The sequence below is a fragment of the Leisingera sp. G5_S3_59_S7 genome (assembly GCF_054968485.1).
Map to the genome: position 1 here is coordinate 78,922 of NZ_JBQKUH010000008.1, position 19,682 is coordinate 98,603.

The 19,682-nt window shown below is 64.3% G+C and carries 22 protein-coding genes; 17 read left to right on the plus strand and 5 right to left on the minus strand.

The window, feature by feature from the left end:
• The first annotated feature begins 86 nt into the window (after positions 1–86).
• Positions 87–2,300 carry a transglycosylase domain-containing protein gene (locus tag ACTRWG_RS06450; RefSeq protein WP_027235429.1) on the plus strand — a complete coding sequence of 738 codons (2,214 nt, stop codon included), beginning with the start codon at positions 87–89 and terminating at the stop codon, positions 2,298–2,300.
• 172 nt (positions 2,301–2,472) lie between these two features.
• Here the strand turns inward: ACTRWG_RS06450 and ACTRWG_RS06455 are convergent, their stop codons facing one another.
• Positions 2,473–3,060 (minus strand): MlaC/ttg2D family ABC transporter substrate-binding protein, encoded by a 588-nt coding sequence (locus ACTRWG_RS06455; protein WP_027235428.1) that lies wholly within the window; start codon positions 3,058–3,060, stop codon positions 2,473–2,475.
• Positions 3,061–3,062: 2 nt separating this feature from the next.
• Complete coding sequence (locus tag ACTRWG_RS06460; protein ID WP_245597355.1) at positions 3,063–3,815, minus strand: MlaA family lipoprotein; 753 nt, start codon at positions 3,813–3,815, stop codon at positions 3,063–3,065.
• Positions 3,816–4,003: 188 nt separating this feature from the next.
• Here ACTRWG_RS06460 and ACTRWG_RS06465 point away from each other — a divergent pair, with 188 nt between their 5' ends.
• The 6 genes from ACTRWG_RS06465 (at position 4,004) to ACTRWG_RS06490 (ending at position 10,005) form a co-directional block, all read left to right on the plus strand.
• A complete protein-coding gene (locus tag ACTRWG_RS06465) occupies positions 4,004–5,737 on the plus strand; it encodes a type I secretion system permease/ATPase (RefSeq protein WP_462829117.1) in 1,734 nt (577 codons plus the stop codon).
• Positions 5,734–7,038 carry an HlyD family type I secretion periplasmic adaptor subunit gene (locus ACTRWG_RS06470; protein WP_259958200.1) on the plus strand — a complete coding sequence of 435 codons (1,305 nt, stop codon included), beginning with the start codon at positions 5,734–5,736 and terminating at the stop codon, positions 7,036–7,038. Before ACTRWG_RS06465 ends, ACTRWG_RS06470 begins: the two co-directional genes overlap by 4 nt.
• A gap of 197 nt (positions 7,039–7,235) precedes the next feature.
• Positions 7,236–7,694 (plus strand): RidA family protein, encoded by a 459-nt coding sequence (locus ACTRWG_RS06475; protein WP_027235424.1) that lies wholly within the window; start codon positions 7,236–7,238, stop codon positions 7,692–7,694.
• Positions 7,691–8,464, plus strand: coding sequence for a glycerophosphodiester phosphodiesterase family protein (locus ACTRWG_RS06480; protein WP_462829118.1), 774 nt, complete (start codon positions 7,691–7,693; stop codon positions 8,462–8,464). The genes ACTRWG_RS06475 and ACTRWG_RS06480 overlap by 4 nt, the downstream gene beginning before the upstream one ends.
• A gap of 48 nt (positions 8,465–8,512) precedes the next feature.
• The gene (locus ACTRWG_RS06485) at positions 8,513–9,700 is read left to right on the plus strand and encodes a GNAT family N-acetyltransferase (protein ID WP_462829119.1); all 1,188 of its coding nucleotides are present in this window, start codon (positions 8,513–8,515) and stop codon (positions 9,698–9,700) included.
• Positions 9,697–10,005 carry a 4a-hydroxytetrahydrobiopterin dehydratase gene (locus ACTRWG_RS06490; RefSeq protein WP_027235421.1) on the plus strand — a complete coding sequence of 103 codons (309 nt, stop codon included), beginning with the start codon at positions 9,697–9,699 and terminating at the stop codon, positions 10,003–10,005. Before ACTRWG_RS06485 ends, ACTRWG_RS06490 begins: the two co-directional genes overlap by 4 nt.
• Positions 10,006–10,154: 149 nt before the next feature.
• Here the strand turns inward: ACTRWG_RS06490 and ACTRWG_RS06495 are convergent, their stop codons facing one another.
• The gene (locus tag ACTRWG_RS06495) at positions 10,155–10,643 is read right to left on the minus strand and encodes a peroxiredoxin (protein ID WP_027235420.1); all 489 of its coding nucleotides are present in this window, start codon (positions 10,641–10,643) and stop codon (positions 10,155–10,157) included.
• A gap of 95 nt (positions 10,644–10,738) precedes the next feature.
• Between ACTRWG_RS06495 and ACTRWG_RS06500 the strand changes: the two genes are divergently transcribed.
• From ACTRWG_RS06500 to ACTRWG_RS06520, 5 genes are all read left to right on the plus strand, one after another.
• On the plus strand, positions 10,739–11,950 hold the full coding sequence (locus ACTRWG_RS06500; RefSeq protein WP_027235419.1) for an NAD(P)/FAD-dependent oxidoreductase: 1,212 nt from the start codon (positions 10,739–10,741) through the stop codon (positions 11,948–11,950).
• Complete coding sequence (gene rsmD / locus ACTRWG_RS06505) at positions 11,947–12,498, plus strand: 16S rRNA (guanine(966)-N(2))-methyltransferase RsmD (protein ID WP_027235418.1); 552 nt, start codon at positions 11,947–11,949, stop codon at positions 12,496–12,498. Before ACTRWG_RS06500 ends, rsmD begins: the two co-directional genes overlap by 4 nt.
• A 133-nt stretch (positions 12,499–12,631) precedes the next feature.
• On the plus strand, positions 12,632–12,958 hold the full coding sequence (locus ACTRWG_RS06510) for a YgdI/YgdR family lipoprotein (RefSeq protein WP_027235417.1): 327 nt from the start codon (positions 12,632–12,634) through the stop codon (positions 12,956–12,958).
• Between the two features lie 187 nt (positions 12,959–13,145).
• Positions 13,146–13,808, plus strand: coding sequence for an HAD family hydrolase (locus ACTRWG_RS06515; RefSeq protein WP_027235416.1), 663 nt, complete (start codon positions 13,146–13,148; stop codon positions 13,806–13,808).
• Between the two features lie 24 nt (positions 13,809–13,832).
• A complete protein-coding gene (locus ACTRWG_RS06520) occupies positions 13,833–14,024 on the plus strand; it encodes a hypothetical protein (RefSeq protein WP_027235415.1) in 192 nt (63 codons plus the stop codon).
• A gap of 73 nt (positions 14,025–14,097) precedes the next feature.
• On the opposite strand, the gene map is transcribed toward ACTRWG_RS06520, so the two are convergent.
• Positions 14,098–14,907, minus strand: a complete 810-nt coding sequence (gene map / locus ACTRWG_RS06525; RefSeq protein WP_027235414.1) for a type I methionyl aminopeptidase — start codon at positions 14,905–14,907, stop codon at positions 14,098–14,100.
• A 154-nt stretch (positions 14,908–15,061) separates the two neighbouring features.
• Between map and ACTRWG_RS06530 the strand changes: the two genes are divergently transcribed.
• The gene (locus tag ACTRWG_RS06530) at positions 15,062–15,949 is read left to right on the plus strand and encodes a mechanosensitive ion channel family protein (RefSeq protein WP_027235413.1); all 888 of its coding nucleotides are present in this window, start codon (positions 15,062–15,064) and stop codon (positions 15,947–15,949) included.
• Positions 15,950–15,973: 24 nt separating this feature from the next.
• Here ACTRWG_RS06530 and sfsA read toward each other — a convergent pair whose 3' ends face one another.
• Positions 15,974–16,678, minus strand: coding sequence for a DNA/RNA nuclease SfsA (sfsA, locus tag ACTRWG_RS06535; protein WP_027235412.1), 705 nt, complete (start codon positions 16,676–16,678; stop codon positions 15,974–15,976).
• A 48-nt stretch (positions 16,679–16,726) separates the two neighbouring features.
• Between sfsA and ACTRWG_RS06540 the strand changes: the two genes are divergently transcribed.
• Genes ACTRWG_RS06540 through ACTRWG_RS06555 form a run of 4 tightly spaced genes read left to right on the plus strand, consistent with a single transcriptional unit; the run spans position 16,727 to position 19,663 of the window.
• Positions 16,727–17,449, plus strand: a complete 723-nt coding sequence (locus ACTRWG_RS06540; RefSeq protein WP_027235411.1) for a competence/damage-inducible protein A — start codon at positions 16,727–16,729, stop codon at positions 17,447–17,449.
• Complete coding sequence (locus tag ACTRWG_RS06545) at positions 17,446–18,171, plus strand: GNAT family N-acetyltransferase (RefSeq protein ID WP_027235410.1); 726 nt, start codon at positions 17,446–17,448, stop codon at positions 18,169–18,171. Before ACTRWG_RS06540 ends, ACTRWG_RS06545 begins: the two co-directional genes overlap by 4 nt.
• Positions 18,172–18,176: 5 nt before the next feature.
• Positions 18,177–18,749 carry a peroxidase-related enzyme gene (locus ACTRWG_RS06550; protein WP_027235409.1) on the plus strand — a complete coding sequence of 191 codons (573 nt, stop codon included), beginning with the start codon at positions 18,177–18,179 and terminating at the stop codon, positions 18,747–18,749.
• Entirely contained in the window at positions 18,740–19,663 is a 924-nt protein-coding gene (locus ACTRWG_RS06555; protein WP_462829120.1) for an OmpA family protein, read from the plus strand. Before ACTRWG_RS06550 ends, ACTRWG_RS06555 begins: the two co-directional genes overlap by 10 nt.
• Positions 19,664–19,682 lie beyond the last annotated feature (19 nt).

Genomic DNA, 19,682 nt, shown 5'->3' on the forward strand with positions numbered 1-19,682 from the left:
GGGAAAGGTCCGGATTCTGCCCCTCTACAAACCGCGGCAGGCAGAGTATTGTCGCGGCAAACGGGCAAACCGGGCAGGAAATGACGATGGCTCAAGGATCCGGGCGCAAGCCTCTGGTGGCAGAAAAACGCTATACCGCGGGCGGCAAGGGGAAGCCCTCTGCCGCGAAAAAAACTGCGCGCAAGAAACCCGTGCGCAAGACAAAGAAGCCCGGGCTGTTCGGCCTGTTCGCCCGCAAAAAGACGCGCGCCAGGCCCGCGCCCAGAAAGCGCGGGGTCATCGGCCTGCTGCTGGCGCCCTTTGCCTGGGCGTTCCGGCTGGCTTGGGGCTTTACCTGGCGCATTGGCATGGTGGTCTGCCTGCTGGTCGGCCTGGCGGTGGCCTTTCAGTACGTCAAGCTGCCGGACGTCTCCGCCTATCTGGACGGGCGGGCGCGGGGATCGGTCACGCTGCTGGACCGCGAGGGCGAGGTTTTTGCCTGGCGCGGCGACCAATTCGGCGGTGTGGTGACGGCGGATACCGTCTCGCCGCATTTGAAGAACGCGATTGTCGCGACCGAAGACAAGCGGTTTTACCGCCATTTCGGCATTTCGCCGCGCGGCATCGCCAGCGCCGTGCGGATCAACCTAAGCGAAGGCCGCGGCCCGCTGTCCGGCCATGGCGGCTCCACCATCACCCAGCAGACTGCCAAGCTCTTGTGCCTGGGCCGTGAGTACGACCCGGCCGAATGGAAGAGTGAAAGCGCCTATGAGGCCGACTGCCGCAAAAGCTCGCTGTGGCGCAAGGCGACCGAAGCGGTGTTTGCCCTGGCGCTGGAGGCCAAATACACCAAGGACGAGATCCTCTCGATTTATATGAACCGCGCCTATATGGGCGGCGGCGCCTATGGGGCTGAGGCCGCGGCGCAGCGTTATTTCGGCAAGTCGGCCAACCAGCTGAATCCGGCGGAAGGTGCAATGCTGGCCGGTCTGCTGACCGCGCCGTCCACGCTGGCGCCCACCAATAACCTGCAGCGCTCTCAGGACCGGGCCGCCACCGTGCTGCGGCTGATGCAGGAGCAGGGCTATCTGACCACTGCCGAGATGCAGAAGAACCAGAACAACCCGGCTGGGCTGAGCGAGGCCGCGGCAGCACGGGCAGGCGGCTACTTTGCCGATTGGGTGATGGACACCATCCCGGACTTCCTGGGCGATCAGACAACCGAGGACGTGGTGATCCGCTCGACGCTGGACCAGCGCCTGCAAACGGCGGCTGAAGAAGCGCTGAAGCACGTGTTCGAGAATAAGGTGCGCAAGGGCTCCAAGGCACAGGCGGCAATTGTGGTGATGAGCGCCGATGGCGCGGTGCGCGCCATGGTGGGCGGCCGCAAGACCCGGGTTTCGGGCGTGTTCAACCGCGCTACGCAGGCCAAGCGGCAGACCGGGTCGGCCTTCAAGCCCTTTGTCTATGCGACCGCGCTGGAACTGGGCTACTCGCCTTATGACCGGGTGCTGGACGCGAAATACTGCCTGAACATTCCCGGTTCCGGCCAGTGGTGCCCGGACAACTACACCCGCAAGTTCTACGGTGAGGTAACACTGGCGCGGGCGCTGCGGGATTCCCTGAACGTGCCCGCAGTCAAGATCTCCGAGGCCGTGGGCCGCGACAAGGTGAGCCGGGTCGCCCGGGATTTCGGCATCGACAGCGACCTGGCCGCAGGGCCTGCGCTGGCGCTTGGCGCCTCGGAAAGCAGCCTGCTGGAGATGACCGGGGCCTATGCCGGCATCCTCAACGGCGGCTCCTCGGTGACGCCCTACGGGGTGACCGAGCTGAAGCTGGTCGAGGACAGCAACGCGCTGATGGGCGCCAGCGGCGGCATCGGCGAGCGGGTGATCCGCACCGAGGCGGCGCAGCAGCTGGTCTGGATGATGGAAAAGGTGATTGCCGGCGGCACCGGCCAGCGGGCGCAGATCCCGGGCTGGCAGGCGGCGGGCAAGTCCGGCACAACTTCGGCGGCCAAGGATGCCTGGTTCATCGGCTTCACCGCGGATTACGTGGCTGGTGTCTGGATGGGCTATGACGACAACACGCCGCTGTCCGGTGTGACCGGCGGCGGCCTGCCGGCCGAGATCTGGAAGGAAACCATGGTGCGCGTGCACGAGGGGCTGGAGCCCAAGCCGCTGCCGATGCTGGAACCCGCCCCGATCGCCCCGCCGCCGCAACAGACCCGGCGCGAGCGCCGCCGCCGCCAGGGCCCGAACCTGGGCAAGGAGCTGGGCCGGGCGGTCGACAACATCCTGCGCGACATCCTGGGCAACTGACAGGCCGCTGGCCCGAGGCGCTCCCGCCCGGCTCCGGCCCCAAAGGGAGCCAAGCGACTTTGATGCTGCAGCGGCGGGCGGGTGTGCTCCGCTGGGTGTGGACCGGTACAGCAAGCGCAACAAAAAAGGCTCCCCGCAGGGAGCCTTTTTCAAGTCCAGCGGCGGGGCCGCGTCAGCTCAGCCGTTTCAGCTCTGCAATCAGGGCGTCGATGTCGCCCCGCTTGCTGTCGAGGATTGCGCCGATCTCGGTGCGTTCGGTCAGCAGCAGGTTCACACCCTCGATGAACATGTTGAAGAACAGATCCCGGCCGGAGCGGTCCGACACCAGGAAGGTCACCTCAAACGGCGACTGACCCCTGAGGTAGGCGATGGTGCTCACCTCATACCATTTCTTCACCTTCTTGACGCCCCGCACCTCCAGCTTGCCGCCGATGAATTCGCGGAAGCGCTTGCCGTATTTGCGCGAGATGTAGCCCTGGAAGGCCTTGGAGAACGCCCGTTTCTGGGCGGAGGACGCCCGGCGCCCGTCCGCGCCCAGAGCGTAGGCGGCGATATAGGAAGTGTCGCTGTAGCGCTGAAAAATCCGCTCAAAGTCGCGGTACATCGCGCTCTCGCCCTTGCCGGAGGCGATCACCCGGTTGATGTCGGTGACCAAGCTGTTGATCAGCGTGCTGGCGCTGCTTTCGTTCAGCGCCCACAGGGCTTGCGGCGCCGTGGCCAGCACGGCGCCGGCACCTATCATGAAATTGCGGCGGTCCATCTTCAGAATCCTTCGGTGTTCAGTTCGAACGGGTCGATTTCCTGTATCTCTTCGCCTTCGCCCAGCTCGAACCGGCGGTTCTGCAGATAGATCAGGCGCGATTGCGCATAGCTGTCGGCGCTCTCGTAGAGAATCGAATCGATCGTGTCGGAATAGTTGCCACGATCACCCATGCGGCGCACGATCTCCGCATAAATGCTGATATTGTCGGCAGTATTCTGCTCGACATACCCCAGCGGGTTGGTGAAGAAATCCACCGCAATCCCCGCCGCATCGCGGGAGGTGGAGGGGCCAAAGAACGGCAGTTCGACATAGGCGCCCTCACCAACGCCCCAAACGTGCAGCGTCTCGCCGAAATCGGTATCGACCGGCGGCACATTGAACTCGCTGGCCGGATCGGCCAGGCCCGCAAAGCCCACCGTCGAGTTGATCACGAAGCGCGAGAACGCATTGCCCGCCAGCTTCAGATCGCCCTGCAGCAGCGCGTTGACCATCTGCCCCGGCATCGACAGGTTCTCGGCGAAATGCGAGAAGCTGGTCACCATCGGCGCGGGCACGATCGCCACATAGCTTTTGGAGGCGGGCCGGAACGCCAGACGGTCGACGCCGCGGTTGAACGCGTGAACGGTGCGGTTGGTCTTCTCGTAAGGGTCGAACACTTCCCCGGAGGCCCGGGCGACTGGATCCTGGGTGGCGCAGCCTGCAGCGAAGGCGGCAAAAATCAGCGCAAACAGAAATTTATGCGGTCGCAACATGTAGGGCATTCGGTTAAGTGTCCAATTAATACTGGCGCCGGCGCGTTCGGAGGGCAAATAAGGGTTCTCCCGCCGTTTTCCAGTCTGATTGCATTTTTTTACCTGCTTGTGTCACAACTGATACAACCGAGGACATGATGCAACCCAGCCCTGACCCGAAGCTAAGGAACCACTAGTGCAGTCTGCCCATGAGTAAAAGTGTTTATAAGAATGGCTATGAGGAACTGCGTGCCGTGCGGCGGCAGAGCCGGGACCTCTACTGGTTCACTGGCATTTTCAGTTTCTTCGTGAACCTGCTGATGCTCACCGGGCCCCTGTATATGATGCAGGTCTATGACCGGGTGCTGGGCAGCCGCTCGGAGGCGACACTGCTGGCGCTGTCGCTGCTGGTGGTCTTCCTCTACGGCATGATGGGGCTATTGGACTATGCCCGCGGCCGGATCATGGCGCGGGTGGGCGCGCGGTTCCAGGCGGCGCTGGACAAACGGGTGTTCGACGCGATGATCCGCCGCTCGGCAGTGGCGCAGGACCCGGCCGCGCAAACCGGCCTCAGCGATCTGGAATCGGTGCAGCGGCTGATCTCCTCGCCGGTGCTGACGGCTGCATTCGACCTTCCGTGGACGCCGGTTTTCCTGGCGGGCATTGCCCTGTTCCATCCCTGGCTGGGCCTCTTGGCGCTGGGGGGCGGGGCGGTGCTGGTGATCATTGCCGTCTTCAACCAGCTGTTCACCCGGCTGCCGATGCAGAAGGCGAACATGACCGGCCACAAGGCCAACCTGATGTCCGAGGAAATCCGCAACGAGGCGGAGATGATCCAGTCGATGGGCATGCGCGGGGCCTCCTTCGAGCGCTGGAAACAGGCCCGCGACGCGGCGCTGGCGGACAGCGTCACGGCCAATGACACCGGCGGCGGCTTCACCACGCTGACAAAGACGCTGCGGCTGTTCCTGCAGTCGGCCATGCTGGGGCTGGGCGCCTATCTGGTGCTGCAGGGCGAGGTGACGCCGGGGGCGATGATTGCGGGCTCCATCCTGATGGGCCGCGCCCTGGCGCCGATTGAGCTGGGACTGGGGCAATGGCCGCTGGTGCAGCGGGCGCTTAAGGGCTGGCACAGCCTGGCGGAGCTGCTGGACAAGGTGCCGGAAGAGGATCTGCGCACCGCGCTGCCCAAGCCCAAGGCGCTGCTGGAGGTGCAGGGGCTGGCGGTGGTGCCGCCGGGTAGCAATGCGCCGCTGCTGCGCAATGTGAATTTCCGGGTGCAACCAGGCCAGGCGATCGGCGTGATCGGCCCCTCCGGATCCGGCAAGTCGACGTTGGCGCGGTCGCTCACCGGCGTCTGGCGGCCTGCTGCCGGCTCGGTGCGGCTCGATGGCGCGTCGCTGGATCAATACGCGCCGGACGTGCTGGGCGGGCATATCGGCTATCTGCCGCAGCGGGTGCAGGTCTTTGACGGCACCATTGCCCAGAACATTGCCCGCCTGAACCAGCGGCCGGATGCCGAAAAGGTGGTGGAAGCCGCCCGCAAGGCCGCTGCGCATGAAATGATCCTGAAGCTTCCCGAAGGCTATGACACGCGGGTGAATGCCTCCGGCGGACGGCTGTCGGGCGGCCAGATGCAGCGGGTCGGCCTGGCCCGGGCGCTGTTTGACGATCCGGTGATCGTGATCCTCGACGAGCCGAACTCCAACCTCGACAACGAAGGCTCGATCGCGCTCAACCAGGCGATCAAGCAAATCAAGGCGGAGGGGCGCTCGGTGCTGATCATGGCGCACCGCCCGGCTGCGATCCAGGAGTGTGATATGCTGCTGGTGATCGACAAAGGGACTCAGACCGCCTTCGGGCCCAAGGACAAGGTGCTGCAGGAAATGGTCGCCAATCATCAGAACATCCGCCAGGCCACCAGCGCGGGAGGCGTGCGATGAGCGGCGATGGCACCTGGTCCGCGCGGCGTCCGCTGATTATCGGACTGATCGCGCTTGTGGTGCTGGTGGGTGGCTTTGGCTCCTGGTCGGTGCTGTCGTCGATTTCCGGTGCGGTGGTTGCCTCCGGCCGGATCGAGGTCGACCGCAACCGCCAGGTTGTGCAGCATCTGGACGGCGGCATCGTCGCGGAAATCCTGGTGGATGAAGGCGACACCGTGCAGGAGGGCGACACCCTGATCCGGCTGGACGCCAATGAGCTGACCTCGCAGCTGGTGATCACCGAAGGCCAGCTGTTTGAGCTGATGGCGCGCCGCGGCCGGCTGGAGGCGGAGCGGGACGAGGCTGAAGAAATCACTTTCGATCCTGAACTGCTGAAAGCGGTTGAAACCCAGCCGGATGTTAAGGATCTGGTGGAGGGCCAGCAGCGCCTGTTCCAGGCCCGCAGGGCCACCACTGCCCGCGAGATCGAGCAGCTGGAGAAGCGCCGGGTCCAGATCGAAGAGCAGATCCGCGGCATCCAGGCGCAGCAGCAGTCCATGAAGGTTCAGCTGGAACTGATCGACGAGGAACTGAGCAACCAGCAGTCGCTGCTGGACCGCGGCCTTGCGCAGGCAGCGACGGTGCTGAACCTGCGCCGCACCCTGGCCAATCTGGAGGGCCAGCTGGGCGAGCTGGTGGCCGCGGAGGCGCAGGCCGAGGGGCGGATCACCGAAATCGACATTGAGATCCTGAAACTGGCCACCGGGCAGCGCGAAGAGGCGATCACCCGGCTGCGGGACCTGCGCTCGCAGGAGGTTGAGCTGGCCGAAACCCGCCGGTCGCTGCGGCAGCGGCTGGAGCGGCTTGATATCACCGCGCCAGTGTCGGGGATCGTCTACGGGCTGCAGGTTCAGACGCCGCGCTCGGTGATACGGCCTGCCGATCCGGTGCTGTATCTGGTGCCGCAGGACCGGCCGCTGGTGATTGCGGCGCAGGTGGCGCCGACCGATATCGACCAGCTGCATACAGGCCAGGAAGTGACCCTGCGCTTTTCCGCCCTGGATCAGCGCAGTACGCCGGAACTGTTCGGCCACGTCACCCAGGTCTCGGCGGATGCGTTTGAGGATCAGGGCAGCGGGGCGTCCTATTACCGCGCCGAGATTGAGCTCAATCCCGGTGAGCGCGGCCGCTTGCCTGCCGGCACGGTGCTGATCCCGGGGATGCCGGTGGAAAGCTACATCCGCACCGCCGACCGCTCGCCGCTGGCCTATCTGATCAAGCCGCTGTCCGATTACTTCGTCAAAGCCTTCCGCGAAAGCTGAAGGCGCCCCGGAAACCGGCGCGGAGACCGGCCAAGGGAAACCGGTTTTTCATGGCCGGTTTCCCTGCATGACACCGGCTTCCCTCCACTGCTGCGGCCAAGGGGCGGAAAGGCGCGCGGGGGCTTCGCATTTGCTCTTTTCGAAAGCCGCCGCGCCGGGTAGCGTCCCGGCCAGCAAAGACTCGGAGGAACTCGGCCATGAGCATCGAAGCGAAACTGAAAGAGCTGGGGGTGACCCTGCCTGACGCGCCGGCACCGGCCGCCAACTATGTGCCGTATGTGGTCGCGGGCGACATGGTCTATATCTCCGGCCAGATCCCGTCCGATGAAAACGGGCTGATCACCGGCACCCTGGGCAAAGACATGGATGTCGAGGCCGGGCAGGCCGCGGCCAAGCGCTGCGCTATTGCGCTGCTGGCGCAGCTGAAGGCAGCTTGCGGCGGCGATCTGGACCGGCTGGTCCGTGTCGTCAAACTGGGGGCCTTTGTCAGTTCGACCGCGGACTTTACCCAGCAGCCGCAGGTGGTGAACGGCGCCTCCGACTTCCTGGTCGAAGCGCTGGGTGAGATCGGCCGCCACGCGCGCTCTGCCGTCAGCTCGCCCTCGCTGCCGCTGGGCGTTGCGGTCGAAATCGACGGCGTCTTCCAGATCAAATGAGACCCGGCCTGCCTGCAGCCTTTCTGAGCGTGCCGCTGGCCCATCGGGCCTTGCATGATGCCGCCGACGGGCGCCCGGAGAACAGCCGCGCGGCAATCCGCGCGGCGCTGGCCGCGGGTTACGGGATTGAAATCGACCTGCAGCTGTCCAGCGACGGTTGCGCGATGGCTTTTCACGACGAGAGCCTGGACCGGCTGGCTGAGGCCACCGGTCCGGTCCGGTCGCGCAGCCGCGAGGAGCTGCGCGCCATCCCGCTGAAGGGCGGCGATGGCGAGGTCATTCCGGAACTGGGCGAAGTGCTGGAGCTGGTGGCCGGCCAGGTGCCGCTGCTGATTGAGCTGAAGGATCAGCACGGCCGGATGGGCGTCACTGACGGTGTGCTTGAACAGGCCGTTGCCAAGGCGCTGGCCGGCTACGGCGGCCCGGTGGCGCTGATGTCCTTCAACCCGCATTCGGTCGCGGAACTGGCCCGCCTGGCGCCGGAGCTTCCGCGCGGGCTGACCACCAGCGCCTACGATCCGGCGGACTGGCCGGAGCTGGCCAGGGCGGTGTGCGATGACCTGCGCGCGATCCCGGACTTTGAACGCACCGGATCCAGCTTTATCAGCCACGAAGCCGGCGATCTGGCCCGGCCGCGTGTGCAGGCGCTGCGCAACCAGGGGGTTCCGGTTCTGTGCTGGACCGTGACCTCGCCAGCAGAAGCGGCCGCGGCCCGCGCCTTTGCCGACAATGTGACCTTTGAACAGTACCTGCCGCCGCTAACATCTTGATCAGGCTGGGGGGCACCCCACATCTGTGAAGTGGTGCGGAGGAAAGGCATGTCCCAGGCGCAAATCGAAATCAGGGTGCTGTCGTCGCTGTCGCAGGTCGCGGCGGCGGAGTGGGATGCCTGCGCCTGTCCGGAAGTGGCGGACGGGGGCCGTCCTTACGACCCTTTTACCACCCACCGGTTCCTGAGTGCGCTGGAGGACAGCGGTTCGGTCGGGCCGGGCACCGGCTGGCAGCCGCAGTACCTGACTGCGTATCAGGACGGCCGCCTGATCGCCTGCGCGCCGCTTTACGCCAAGGGGCACAGCCAGGGCGAGTACATCTTTGACCACAACTGGGCGCATGCCTATGAGCAGGCGGGCGGGCATTATTACCCCAAGCTGCAGATCGCGGTGCCCTTCACGCCGGTGACCGGGCGGCGTTTCCTGGTGCGCCCCGGCTTTGACGGCATCGGCCATTCGGCGCTGCTGCAGGGCGCGGTGCAGCTGGCGGCGGACAACAGCCTGTCGTCGCTGCACGTGACCTTCTGCACCGCGGATGAGGCGCGGCTGGGCGAGGAAATGGGGCTGATGCTCCGCACCACCCAGCAGTTCCATTGGCAAAACCAGGGGTACAGCGATTTTGAGGGCTTCATGCGGGCGCTGTCGTCGCGCAAGCGCAAGAACATCCGCAAGGAGCGGATGCAAGCTCAGTGCTTTGGCGGCGAAATCCAGGTCTTTCAGGGCGGCAGCCTGCGGCCCGAGCATTGGGAGGCATTCTGGGAGTTCTACCAGGATACCGGCGCGCGCAAATGGGGATCTCCCTATCTGACCCGGCAGTTCTTTGACATCGCGCACCGCACGCTGGCGCAGGACATTGCGCTGATTCTGGCGTGGCGGAATGGGCGCTATGTGGCAGGGGCGCTGAACTTCATAGGCCGGGACTCTCTGTACGGGCGCTACTGGGGCTGTGTCGAGAACCACCCGTGCCTGCATTTTGAACTGTGCTACTATCAGGCCATAGAATTGGCCATTGCCTTGGGGCTTGACCGGATCGAAGCCGGCGCGCAGGGTGAGCACAAGCTGGCGCGCGGCTATTTGCCGTGCCAGACCTATAGCTTGCACTGGATCGGCGATCCCGGGTTTGCCGGGGCCGTCGGACGCTACCTCGAGGCTGAGCGGGCCGCCACCGAGGAAGAAATCGAAATCCTGACCGAGTACGGCCCGTTCCGCAAAGCGCATGTGGAGGAGCAAGAATGACGGAGAAACTGTCCGACGCCACCCGCGGCCCGCTGCTGGAGCCGCTGTTCGCCACTGGCTGGGAGATGGTGGACGGCCGTGATGCCATCACCAAGACCTTCAAGTTCAGCAATTTCGCCGATGCCTTCGGCTGGATGACCCGCGCAGCGATCTGGGCGGAGAAATGGAACCACCATCCGGAATGGAGCAATGTCTACAACCGGGTGACGGTGGTGCTGACCACGCACGACGTGGACGGCATCAGCTCTCAGGATGCCAAGCTGGCGCGCAAGATGGACGGTCTTTACGGCGAGCCGCAGACCTGAGCTGCGGGATATGACAGAAAAGGTCAGCAGCCCTGTCCAAATGTTTCGCGCGCGAAACATTGCGGCAGAGGTGCTGACCTGATTTTTCAAGAATTGTTAAGGGTTTGCAGCTGCGGCCGCCAGCACTGGCAGCCGCAGAAATCCAGCCCTCAGCCCATCGACTCCAGCAAGCCTTCGCCTGCTGAAAGCTCGCACTGGCCGGGGTTTTCTTCCTTGTTGAGGATCTTCACTTCGCCATCTTCCACCAGCATCGCATAGCGCAGAGAGCGGCCGATCAAGCCGGCGGGAGGCGCATCGAAGCGCATGCCGACCGCCTCGGTAAAGGTGCACTCGGCGTCCGACAGCATGGTGATCCCGGCATCGGTGGCGCCGGTGTTGTCGCCCCAGATCGACATCACGAACGGGTCATTGCCGGCCAGGCAGATGATTTCATCGACGCCTTTGGCGGCAAACTGGTCCTTGGTGCGGATAAAGCTGGGCACATGAGCGGAATGGCAGGTGCTGGTAAAGGCGCCGGGAACCGCAAAGATCACCACTTTCCGCCCCTTCAGCTTGCTTGACAGCTGAACTTGCTCCGGCCCGTCGTCTCCGATCCGCGTCAGCACGGCGTCGGGCAGCTGGTCTCCAACAGAAATCATCGCACGTTCCTCTTTCTCATGATTGCGTTTTGGGGCCCCCGGTATATAGGGTCCGTTGGAAGCGTGACGGGAACTATTGCGGGAGGCAAGCAGAGATGTCCCACATCGTCGTGATTGGAGCGGGGCAGGCGGGGGCCTCGCTGGTGGCAAAGCTGCGCAAAGACGGGTTCGAGGGGGAGATTACCCTGATCGGCGCGGAAGCAGCGCTGCCCTATCAGCGCCCGCCGCTGTCCAAAGCCTATCTGCTGGGCGAGATGGAAGTGGAGCGGCTGTTCCTGCGCCCCGAGAGCTTTTATGCCGACAACAACATCACCCTGAAGCTGGGCCAGCGGGTCACCGCCATTGATCCGGCGGCCAAGACCGTTTCGCTGGGGGATGAGGTGATCGCCTATGACCAGCTGGCGCTGACCACCGGCTCCGACCCGCGCCGCCTGCCGGCGGCGATCGGCGGCGATCTGGACGGCGTCTTTGTGGTGCGGGGCCTGACGGACGTCGATGCGATGGCGCCGCATGTGACCGAAGGCAAGCGCGCGCTGATCGTCGGCGGCGGCTACATCGGGCTGGAGGCGGCTGCGGTCTGCGCCAAGCGCGGAGTGCAGGTCACCCTGCTCGAGATGGCAGACCGCATCCTGCAGCGCGTCGCAGCGCCGCAAACGTCGGACTTCTTCCGCGAGCTTCACACCTCTCATGGTGTCGATATCCGCGAGAGCACCGGCCTGGAGCGGCTGGAAGGTGAGGGCGGCAAGGTGGCCCGCGCGGTGCTGAGCGGCGGCGAGGTGCTGGAGGTGGATTTTGTCGTTGTGGGCGTCGGCATCACCCCGTGTTCGCAACTGGCGGAGATGGCCGGTCTGGAGCTGGACAACGGCATCAAGGTGGACGCGCAAGGGCGCACCTCGGTTGCGTCCATCTGGGCGGCGGGCGATTGCGCCTCCTTCCCGTTCCAGGGCAACCGCATCCGTCTGGAAAGCGTGCCCAACGCTATCGACCAGGCCGAGGTTGTGGCGCAGAACATGCTGGGGTCGGAAAAGGACTACATCGCGACGCCGTGGTTCTGGTCGGATCAATACGACGTCAAGCTGCAGATCGCGGGCCTCAACACCGGCTATGACAACGTGGTCACCCGCCAGGGCGACGGCCGGCAGGTCTCGTTCTGGTATTTTGCCGGCGACCGGCTGGTCGCGGTCGACGCGATGAACGATCCGCGCGCCTATATGGTGGCCAAGCGGCTTATCGACATGGGCAAGACCGCGGACAAGACCGTGGTTGCCGATCCCTCTGCCGATCTGAAGCCGCTGCTGAAGGCGTGAGGATCATCGCAGGGGAGTTCCGCGGCCGGGCACTGGCCGCGGTGGGAAAGGGGGATGCGGGCGCGCACCTGCGCCCCACCACCGACCGTGTGCGCGAAAGCCTGTTCAATGTGCTGATGCACACCGGCGCCATCCCCGGCGCCCGGGTTCTGGACCTGTTCGCGGGCACCGGCGCGCTGGGGCTTGAGGCGCTGTCGCGCGGCGCAGCAGAGGTGGTATTCGTCGATGACGGCCGCGTCTCCACCGGTTTGATCCGCAAGAATATAAGCATCTGCCGGGCCGGGGACCGCTGCACCCTGATACGCCGCGATGCGCTGAAGCTGGGACAAAACCCGGGGGCGCCGTTCGATCTGATCTTCCTCGATCCGCCCTACGGCAAGGGCCTGGGGGAGAAGGCCCTTGCCGCTGCCGTATCTGGCGGCTGGGTGGCGGAGGACGCTTTGGTGGTCTGGGAGGAAAGCGCGCCGATGGCCGCCCCGGAAGGATTCGAGCTGCACGACAGCCGCAAATACGGCGATACCCATATTTCGCTGATGTGGCGGCAGTAAAACAGGTCCGGAGCCAGACGGGCGCTTTCCCCAAATAATTGATTTTCTATTTGCGCAATCATTCCTAGGGATGTAACAGCCCCGTGATTTCAATCAAACTTCCGTCAATTCTGGCGGTTTCAGAGGGTTTCATATGAAAACTGGAAAATTCCTTGGCCTGCTGGCCGCTGGTTCGCTGTTCCTGGCCGGCTGCGTGTCTCCTGAGGTTGTGACCACCAACAACATCGACGATGCCTCGCTGACCTGCGACGAGATCAAGACCCAGATGGGCCAGCTGGACGAGATCCGCGCCGAGGCCAAGAAAGGCAAGACCGCATCCGGCGCCAATGTGGCGGCGGCGATCCTGTTCTGGCCGGCGGTTATCGGCAATTACTCCAACGCAAACGAGGCCATGAACGCGGCAAACAAGCGCCATGAAGTGCTGGTTGCTCTGGCCAAGAAAAAGCGCTGCAAGTTCTGAGTTTAGCCAGACCGTTGCAAGAATTGAATGCAGGGGCCTCCCCTGCATTTTTTGTTTCCGCCTTTTTCAGATCCGGCCTGGTTTGTGATCGAGCCGGCGAAAAACCGCGGTGTCCTGTTTGCCGGGGGCCTGATTGCCGAATAAACCTGTGGCCCAGAACAGGTTTATTCCGGCAAAGGCGCTTTTGATGCCCAAAACATTTCCAACCCCGAAACTGGTGATCTTTGATTGCGACGGCGTGCTGGTCGACAGCGAGCCGGCCTCCAATCAGGCGCTGATCGAAAATTTGGCCCGGCACGGGCTGGAGCTGACCATGGAGCAGTCGATGGCGTATTTTGTTGGCGGCACCATGGCCGGTGTCATGGAAAAGGCCCGCAACCTGGGGGCGGACCTGCCGGAGGACTGGACCCGCGAAGTCTACGCCGAGACCTATGCGCGGTTGAAGCAGGGGGTGCCGCTGACACCGGGCATTCCGCAGCTGCTGGCGCGGCTTGATGCCAAGGACATCCCGGTCTGCGTCGCCTCTAACGGCAGCGAGGAGAAGATGCGCATCACCCTGGGCCAGAACGGCCTGTGGGACCGGTTCCATCCGCAGGCGATGTTTTCGGCCCATTCGCTGGGCGTGGCCAAGCCGGAGCCGGGGCTGTTCCTGGCCGCGGCCAGCCACTTCGGCGTGCAGGCGCGCGACTGCCTTGTGATCGAGGACAGCGGCAGCGGCGTCACCGCCGCGGTGCGTGCGGGGATGCGCTGTCTCGGTCACGCGCCGCACGGAGGCGGCCGGAAGCTTGCGGCGCTGGGAGCGGAGGTGTTCCGCGATATGGCTGAGGTGCCCGCGCTTTTGTCGATCTGAGGCGGATGTGCTACTGTTCCGGGCATGGAACAGACACTGAGTACGCCGTTCCTGCCGCCTGTGACCAAGGCCGAAGCCGGGACAAAACCCAAACCGGAACCTGCCCGGCCCCCACTGTTCATACAAGATGCAGTGACGCCATTCGGAGATGGCACCCTGCTGCTCGCCTTGTGGCGGATGCAGGACGCGGAGGGTCAGGACGGCGCCGGCTCCTGACAGGATCCGTCCTTCATCTGGCTGAAAATATCCGGGGGGTGCGGGGGCTGGCCCTCGCCTGTGCCTTACCGGCTTACCCGTAGGTCGGGTGGAATTTCCCGGCCGGAGACAGGGTGAAAATCTCCGCCCCGTCAGCAGTTACCCCGATCGAATGCTCGAACTGCGCCGACAGCGACTTGTCACGGGTCACGGCGGTCCACTCGTCGGCCAGGATCTTGGTTTCCGGGCGGCCCAGGTTGATCATAGGCTCGATGGTAAAGAACATGCCTTCCTCCAGCACCGGGCCGGTGCCGGGGCGGCCATAGTGCAGCACGTTGGGCGGGGCATGGAACACCTGGCCCAGGCCGTGGCCGCAGAAGTCGCGCACCACGCTCATCCGCTGGCTTTCGGCATAGGTCTGGATTGCGTGGCCGATGTCGCCGAAGGTATTGCCGGGCTTCACCGCCTCGATCCCCTTCATCAGCGAATCATGGGTGACCTGGATCAGCCGCTCCGCCTTGCGGCTGAGTTTGCCCGCCACGAACATCCGCGAGGTGTCGCCGAACCAGCCGTCGACAATCACGGTCACGTCGATGTTCAGGATATCGCCATCCTTCAGCTTCTTGTCGCCGGGAATGCCGTGGCAGACCACGTGGTTTACCGAGATGCAGCTGGCGTGCTGATACCCTTTGTATCCGATAGTCGCCGAGGTGGCGCCCGCGTCCTCAACCATCCGGGTGATCAGGCGGTCCAGTTCGCCGGTGGTTTGACCGGGAACCACATGGGCCGCGATGTCATCCAGAATGCGCGCGGCAAGCGCCCCCGCCTTGTGCATGCCGGCAAAATCGCCGGGCTCATGAATGCGGATGCCGTCCTTGGTTGTGCGGCCGTCTTTCGATCTCATCAGGCGGAGCTCCATCGGATGTCTTTGCGTAGCTATGTAAGGGGTTCGCGGCAAAAGGGCCAGAGGGGGCGGGGGTGGCATCCGGGAACTTTTTCCGCCGCACAGCGTTGTACCGCCTAGGAGAAATTGCGGTAACATGGAGAGACACGGCGGTATGGAGAGTATCAACAGCCTGATGGAGACCGAGATTTACGATGGAAAGTCACTGTCCGACCTGGTGACGCTGGAGTTCCTGGCCGAGCTGCTGGGCAGCGTTGTTGCCGCAGTTGTCATCCTGCTGGCGGGATTCATCGTGGCAAACTGGGTCAAGCGCCGGATTGTGGCCCTGGGCGATACCCATGCGAGCCTTGACGTTACCCTGTTTCACTTTCTGGGAAATCTGGCACGCTATACAATTCTAGCCTTTGCGGTGCTGTTTGTCCTGAACACCTTTGGTGTCCAGACGACCTCGATCATCGCAGCCATCGGTGCTGCCGGCCTGGCGATCGGCTTGGCCATGCAGGGGGCGCTGTCGAACGTTGCCGCGGGCGTGATGCTGATCCTGTTCCGCCCCTTCAAGCTGGGCGATTTCATCGAAGTGGACGGCGAGATGGGCACGGTCAAGGACATCAACCTGAACAACACGGTTATTGCCAGCCTCAGCAATCTGAAGGTGATCATTCCCAACTCCGAGGTTTGGGGCAACACCATTACCAATTACTCTTCCTTCGATACCCGCCGCGCCGAGTGGACGTTTGGCGTCGGCTATGGCGCCGATCTGGCGGTGGCGGAGCGGGTGATCCGCGAAACCATCATGAGCGACAGCCGCTCGCACAGCGATCCGGAGCCGTTCATTCAGGTTAATGCACTAAACAGCAGTTCGGTTGATTTCCTGGTGCGCGTCTGGGTCGATGCCGCCGAGTACTTCCAGTATCAGGCCGACATGAAGCGCAAGGTGAAAGAGGCGCTGGACGCGGCCGGGGTCGATATTCCGTTCCCGACCCGCACCATCGTGCACGCCGAACCGGACGCGCAGAAGGACGAGGCCAGCAAGGCCGCCTGACCGGCTGTGCCGGCCCCCTCGCCGTTACTCCGCGGCGGCGATGGGGGCGCCTGCCTCAACCCCCGCAGGTGAGATCTTCGTGCCCAATACCAGCCGCTCTACCCCCGCGGCGTGAGCGCTGGCAAAGGCATCTGCATAGGCCGGGTCGATATCCGCGGCCAGCCGGAACCGATCGCAATCGGTGCGCTGCACCAGATACAGCATCACAGCCCGGTGGCCCTGTGCCGCCATGTTTGCCAGTTCGCCCAAGTGCTTAGTGCCGCGTGCGGTGACGCTGTCGGGGAACTCCGCCAGCCCCGGCTGGCGCGAGAGCGTCACGCTTTTCACCTCGACATAGCAATCCGGCAGGCCGTCCTGGCTCAGCAGAAAGTCGATGCGGCTGTTCTCACCGTATTTCACTTCTGCACGCACGGATTTGTAGGCCGCAAGCTCCGCGACGTCCCCGTTTTCCAGCGCGGCGCGCAGGGCACGGTTCGGGACCGAGGTGTCGACGCCGGTAAAGTGGCCGCCCTCATGCTCCACCAGCCGCCAGCCGTATTTCAGCTTTTTCTTCGGATCGTCGTTGGGCTCCAGCCAGATTTTCATGCCCGGCTCCGCCAGCCCCATCATGCTGCCGGGGTTGGCGCAATGGGCTGTGACCTCCTGCCCGTCCTCCAGCCGGCAATCGGCGAGGAAGCGTTTGTAGCGGCGGATCAGCACGGCGGGGATCAGAGGGGTTTCAAAGCGCATGACAACGGGCCTATACCTGCGAAGACGAGGTATCAAGGGAGGACAACCATGGCCAATCCGACGGCTGCCATGCTGGTGATCGGAGATGAAATCCTGTCGGGCCGCACTCGCGATGCCAACATGCATTACCTGGCCGGTGAACTGGCCAAGCATGGCATCGACCTGAAGGAAGTCCGCATCGTCAGCGATGATAAGGCGGCGATTATCACCGCGGTCAAGGCGCTGGCCGGGGTCTATGATCATGTCTTCACCAGCGGCGGCATCGGGCCAACCCATGATGACATCACTGCCGACTGCATCGCAAAGGCCTTTGGCGCGCATCTGGACGTGCGCGACGATGCCCGCGCGATCCTGCAGGCGCATTACGACACGCAAGGGCTGGAAATGAACGAGGCCCGGCTGCGCATGGCGCGGATTCCGGATGGCGCTGAGCTGATCGACAATCCGGTCTCTGCGGCGCCGGGGTTCACCCTTGGCAATGTGCATGTGATGGCCGGTGTGCCGATGATCTTTCAGGCGATGGTGGCCAGTGTGATCCCAAAGCTTACCGGCGGTCAGCCGATGCTGTCGCAGACCCTGCGGGTGATGCGCGGCGAGGGCGAGATTGCAGGGCCGCTGCGTCTGCTGGCTGAGGGTTATGAGGATTTGTCGGTCGGCTGCTACCCGTTTCAAAAGGACGGCGTGTTCGGCGCCAACGTGGTGATCCGCGGCACCGACGGCGCACGGATCGATGCGGCAATGACTGAGCTGGCAAAGGAGCTGGAGCAGTGACCACCGACCCCCGGTATTACGCTGTGACAGAGGCGACCTGGCCGCCCGCCTCGGTGCGCGCGCTTGGCCCCGTGACCCTGCGAGAGGGGCAGGGCGGCGGCAGCCGGGTGTCGGCGGCAACGGTCTCCGGCCCGGTTACAGAAGCGCAGATCGCAGCGGCGGAAGAGGCGATGCGCGCCGTGGGGCAGGACAGTTTGTTCATGATCCGCGACGGCGAGGCGGATCTGGACGCGCTGCTGGAGGCCCGCGGCTATGCGGTGAAGGATCCGGTCAATTTGTGGACCTGCCCGGCGGAACGGCTGACGGATTCTCCGGTGCCGCGCGTCACCGCTTTTTGCGTCTGGGAGCCGCTGGCGATCCAGCGCGAGATCTGGGAGCAGGCGGGCATCGGACCGGAGCGTCTGGCGGTGATGCAGCGGGTGCAGGGGCCCAAGACAGGGCTGCTGGGACGCCACAGGGACAAACCCGCGGGCGCAGGCTTTGTGGCTGTTCATGACGGGGTGGCGATGGTGCATGCGCTGGAGATTCTGCCGCATCAGCGCCGGGCCGGCATGGGCGGCTGGATGATGCGCCAGGCCGCGTTCTGGGCGCTGGAAAACGGCGCCAGCGAGCTGGCGGTGCTCTGTACGAAACGTAATGAAGGCGCAAACGGGCTTTATGCTTCCCTCGGGATGGATTGCACCGGACAGTACCACTACCGGATTTTGAAGGAAGGCGATTGACCGCGATGACTGATCAGACCCAGCCCACAGCCCTTGACCTGCCGATGGCGGACCCGCTGCCACCGGAGACGCAGAAGTATTTCGACATCTGCCAGGAAAAGCTGGGTATGGTGCCCAATGTGCTGAAAGCCAATGCGTTCGACATTGATAAGCTGAATGCCTTTACCGGCATGTACAACGACCTGATGCTGGCGGACAGTGGTCTCAGCAAGCTGGAGCGGGAGATGATCGCGGTGGTGGTCTCCTCGATCAACCGCTGTTTCTATTGCCTGGTGGCGCATGGCGCGGCGGTGCGGCAGCTGTCGGGCGATCCGCAGCTGGGCGAGATGCTGGTGATGAACTACCGGGTGGCGCCGCTGGATGCACGGCAGCGGGCGATGCTGGATTTTGCCGCCAAGATGACCACGGCCAGCGCGGAGATCGAAGAGGCGGACCGCCAGGGCCTGCGCGCTGCCGGTTTCAGCGACCGGGATATCTGGGACATCGCCAACGTCACCGGCTTTTTCAACATGTCGAACCGGGTGGCCAGCGCGACGGCCATGGTGCCCAATCCGGAATACCACAGCCAGTGCCGCTAACGCGCCTGATTGCTTTGGCTGGCTTCGCCGCGGCGGTGCTGCTGGCGGCGGGGGCCGGGGCGGTGGAGATGACCCTGCCTTCCGGGGCGGCCGGGGTTTCCGAAAGGGCCACGGCGCTGGGTGTTTACCAGCTTCCGGTGGGCTCTGAGGCCTCGGATGAGGTGCCGTCGCAGAGGTTCGAGGGCCGGATCTTGCGCCGAACCTGGCGGTTGGAGGGTGGCAGCACGGTACTGGAGATCCTGGCGCCGATGCGGGAGCAGCTGCTGGCGCAGGGCTATGAGGTTGTGTTCGATTGCGCGGCACGGGATTGCGGCGGCTTCGGCTTCCGTTTCGGGATCGAGGTGGTGCCTGCGCCGGACATGATGGTGGATATCTCCCGTTATCACTTCCTGTCGGCAGCCAAGGGCGATCAGGCGGTCTCGATCCTGGTGTCGCGGGCAGGCGGCACGGCCTATGTGCAAATGATCACCGTGCAGCCGCCTGATGCGGCAACACCAGAGGTTAAGCCCGCCGCAGAGGCGCCGGCCCCGGTGCGTCCGGTAGAGCTGGCCAAGGTGCTGGAGGTCCGCGGCCACGCAGTGCTGCCCGATCTGGTGTTCGAAAGCGGCTCCACCCGGCTGCGGGAGGGGCAGTATAGCAGCCTGAAGCAGCTGGCGGGCTTTCTGGCCGCCAATCCGCAATACCGGCTGCTGCTGGTAGGCCATACCGACATGGTCGGCTCCCAGCAGCAGAATGCCGGCATTTCCGAGCGCCGGGCGCAGTCGGTAAGGGAGCGGATGATTGAGGCCTACAAGGCCGATGGGGGGCGCATTGACGTCGCCGGTGCCGGTTATCTGGCCCCGATCGCCAGCAACCTTATCCCGGAGGGCCGTGAGGCCAACAGGCGTGTGGAAGCAGTGCTGCTCGCCCCGTAGCAGCTAGTGGCAGGGAACC

Bases quoted from the DNA above. Each gene is read 5' to 3' on its own strand.
- ACTRWG_RS06470 (WP_259958200.1), top strand. From the start codon at position 5,734: ATGAGCGGCGATGGCACCTGGTCCGCGCGGCGTCCGCTGATTATCGGA.
- sfsA (WP_027235412.1), bottom strand. From the start codon at position 16,678: ATGCGCTTTGAAACCCCTCTGATCCCCGCCGTGCTGATCCGCCGCTAC.
- ACTRWG_RS06475 (WP_027235424.1), top strand. From the start codon at position 7,236: ATGAGCATCGAAGCGAAACTGAAAGAGCTGGGGGTGACCCTGCCTGAC.
- ACTRWG_RS06530 (WP_027235413.1), top strand. From the start codon at position 15,062: ATGGAGAGTATCAACAGCCTGATGGAGACCGAGATTTACGATGGAAAG.
- map (WP_027235414.1), bottom strand. From the start codon at position 14,907: ATGAGATCGAAAGACGGCCGCACAACCAAGGACGGCATCCGCATTCAT.
- ACTRWG_RS06450 (WP_027235429.1), top strand. From the start codon at position 87: ATGGCTCAAGGATCCGGGCGCAAGCCTCTGGTGGCAGAAAAACGCTAT.
- ACTRWG_RS06550 (WP_027235409.1), top strand. From the start codon at position 18,177: ATGACTGATCAGACCCAGCCCACAGCCCTTGACCTGCCGATGGCGGAC.
- ACTRWG_RS06480 (WP_462829118.1), top strand. From the start codon at position 7,691: ATGAGACCCGGCCTGCCTGCAGCCTTTCTGAGCGTGCCGCTGGCCCAT.
- ACTRWG_RS06465 (WP_462829117.1), top strand. From the start codon at position 4,004: ATGAGTAAAAGTGTTTATAAGAATGGCTATGAGGAACTGCGTGCCGTG.
- ACTRWG_RS06460 (WP_245597355.1), bottom strand. From the start codon at position 3,815: ATGTTGCGACCGCATAAATTTCTGTTTGCGCTGATTTTTGCCGCCTTC.
- ACTRWG_RS06490 (WP_027235421.1), top strand. From the start codon at position 9,697: ATGACGGAGAAACTGTCCGACGCCACCCGCGGCCCGCTGCTGGAGCCG.
- ACTRWG_RS06540 (WP_027235411.1), top strand. From the start codon at position 16,727: ATGGCCAATCCGACGGCTGCCATGCTGGTGATCGGAGATGAAATCCTG.
- ACTRWG_RS06500 (WP_027235419.1), top strand. From the start codon at position 10,739: ATGTCCCACATCGTCGTGATTGGAGCGGGGCAGGCGGGGGCCTCGCTG.
- ACTRWG_RS06520 (WP_027235415.1), top strand. From the start codon at position 13,833: ATGGAACAGACACTGAGTACGCCGTTCCTGCCGCCTGTGACCAAGGCC.
- ACTRWG_RS06455 (WP_027235428.1), bottom strand. From the start codon at position 3,060: ATGGACCGCCGCAATTTCATGATAGGTGCCGGCGCCGTGCTGGCCACG.
- ACTRWG_RS06510 (WP_027235417.1), top strand. From the start codon at position 12,632: ATGAAAACTGGAAAATTCCTTGGCCTGCTGGCCGCTGGTTCGCTGTTC.
- ACTRWG_RS06485 (WP_462829119.1), top strand. From the start codon at position 8,513: ATGTCCCAGGCGCAAATCGAAATCAGGGTGCTGTCGTCGCTGTCGCAG.
- ACTRWG_RS06495 (WP_027235420.1), bottom strand. From the start codon at position 10,643: ATGATTTCTGTTGGAGACCAGCTGCCCGACGCCGTGCTGACGCGGATC.
- ACTRWG_RS06515 (WP_027235416.1), top strand. From the start codon at position 13,146: ATGCCCAAAACATTTCCAACCCCGAAACTGGTGATCTTTGATTGCGAC.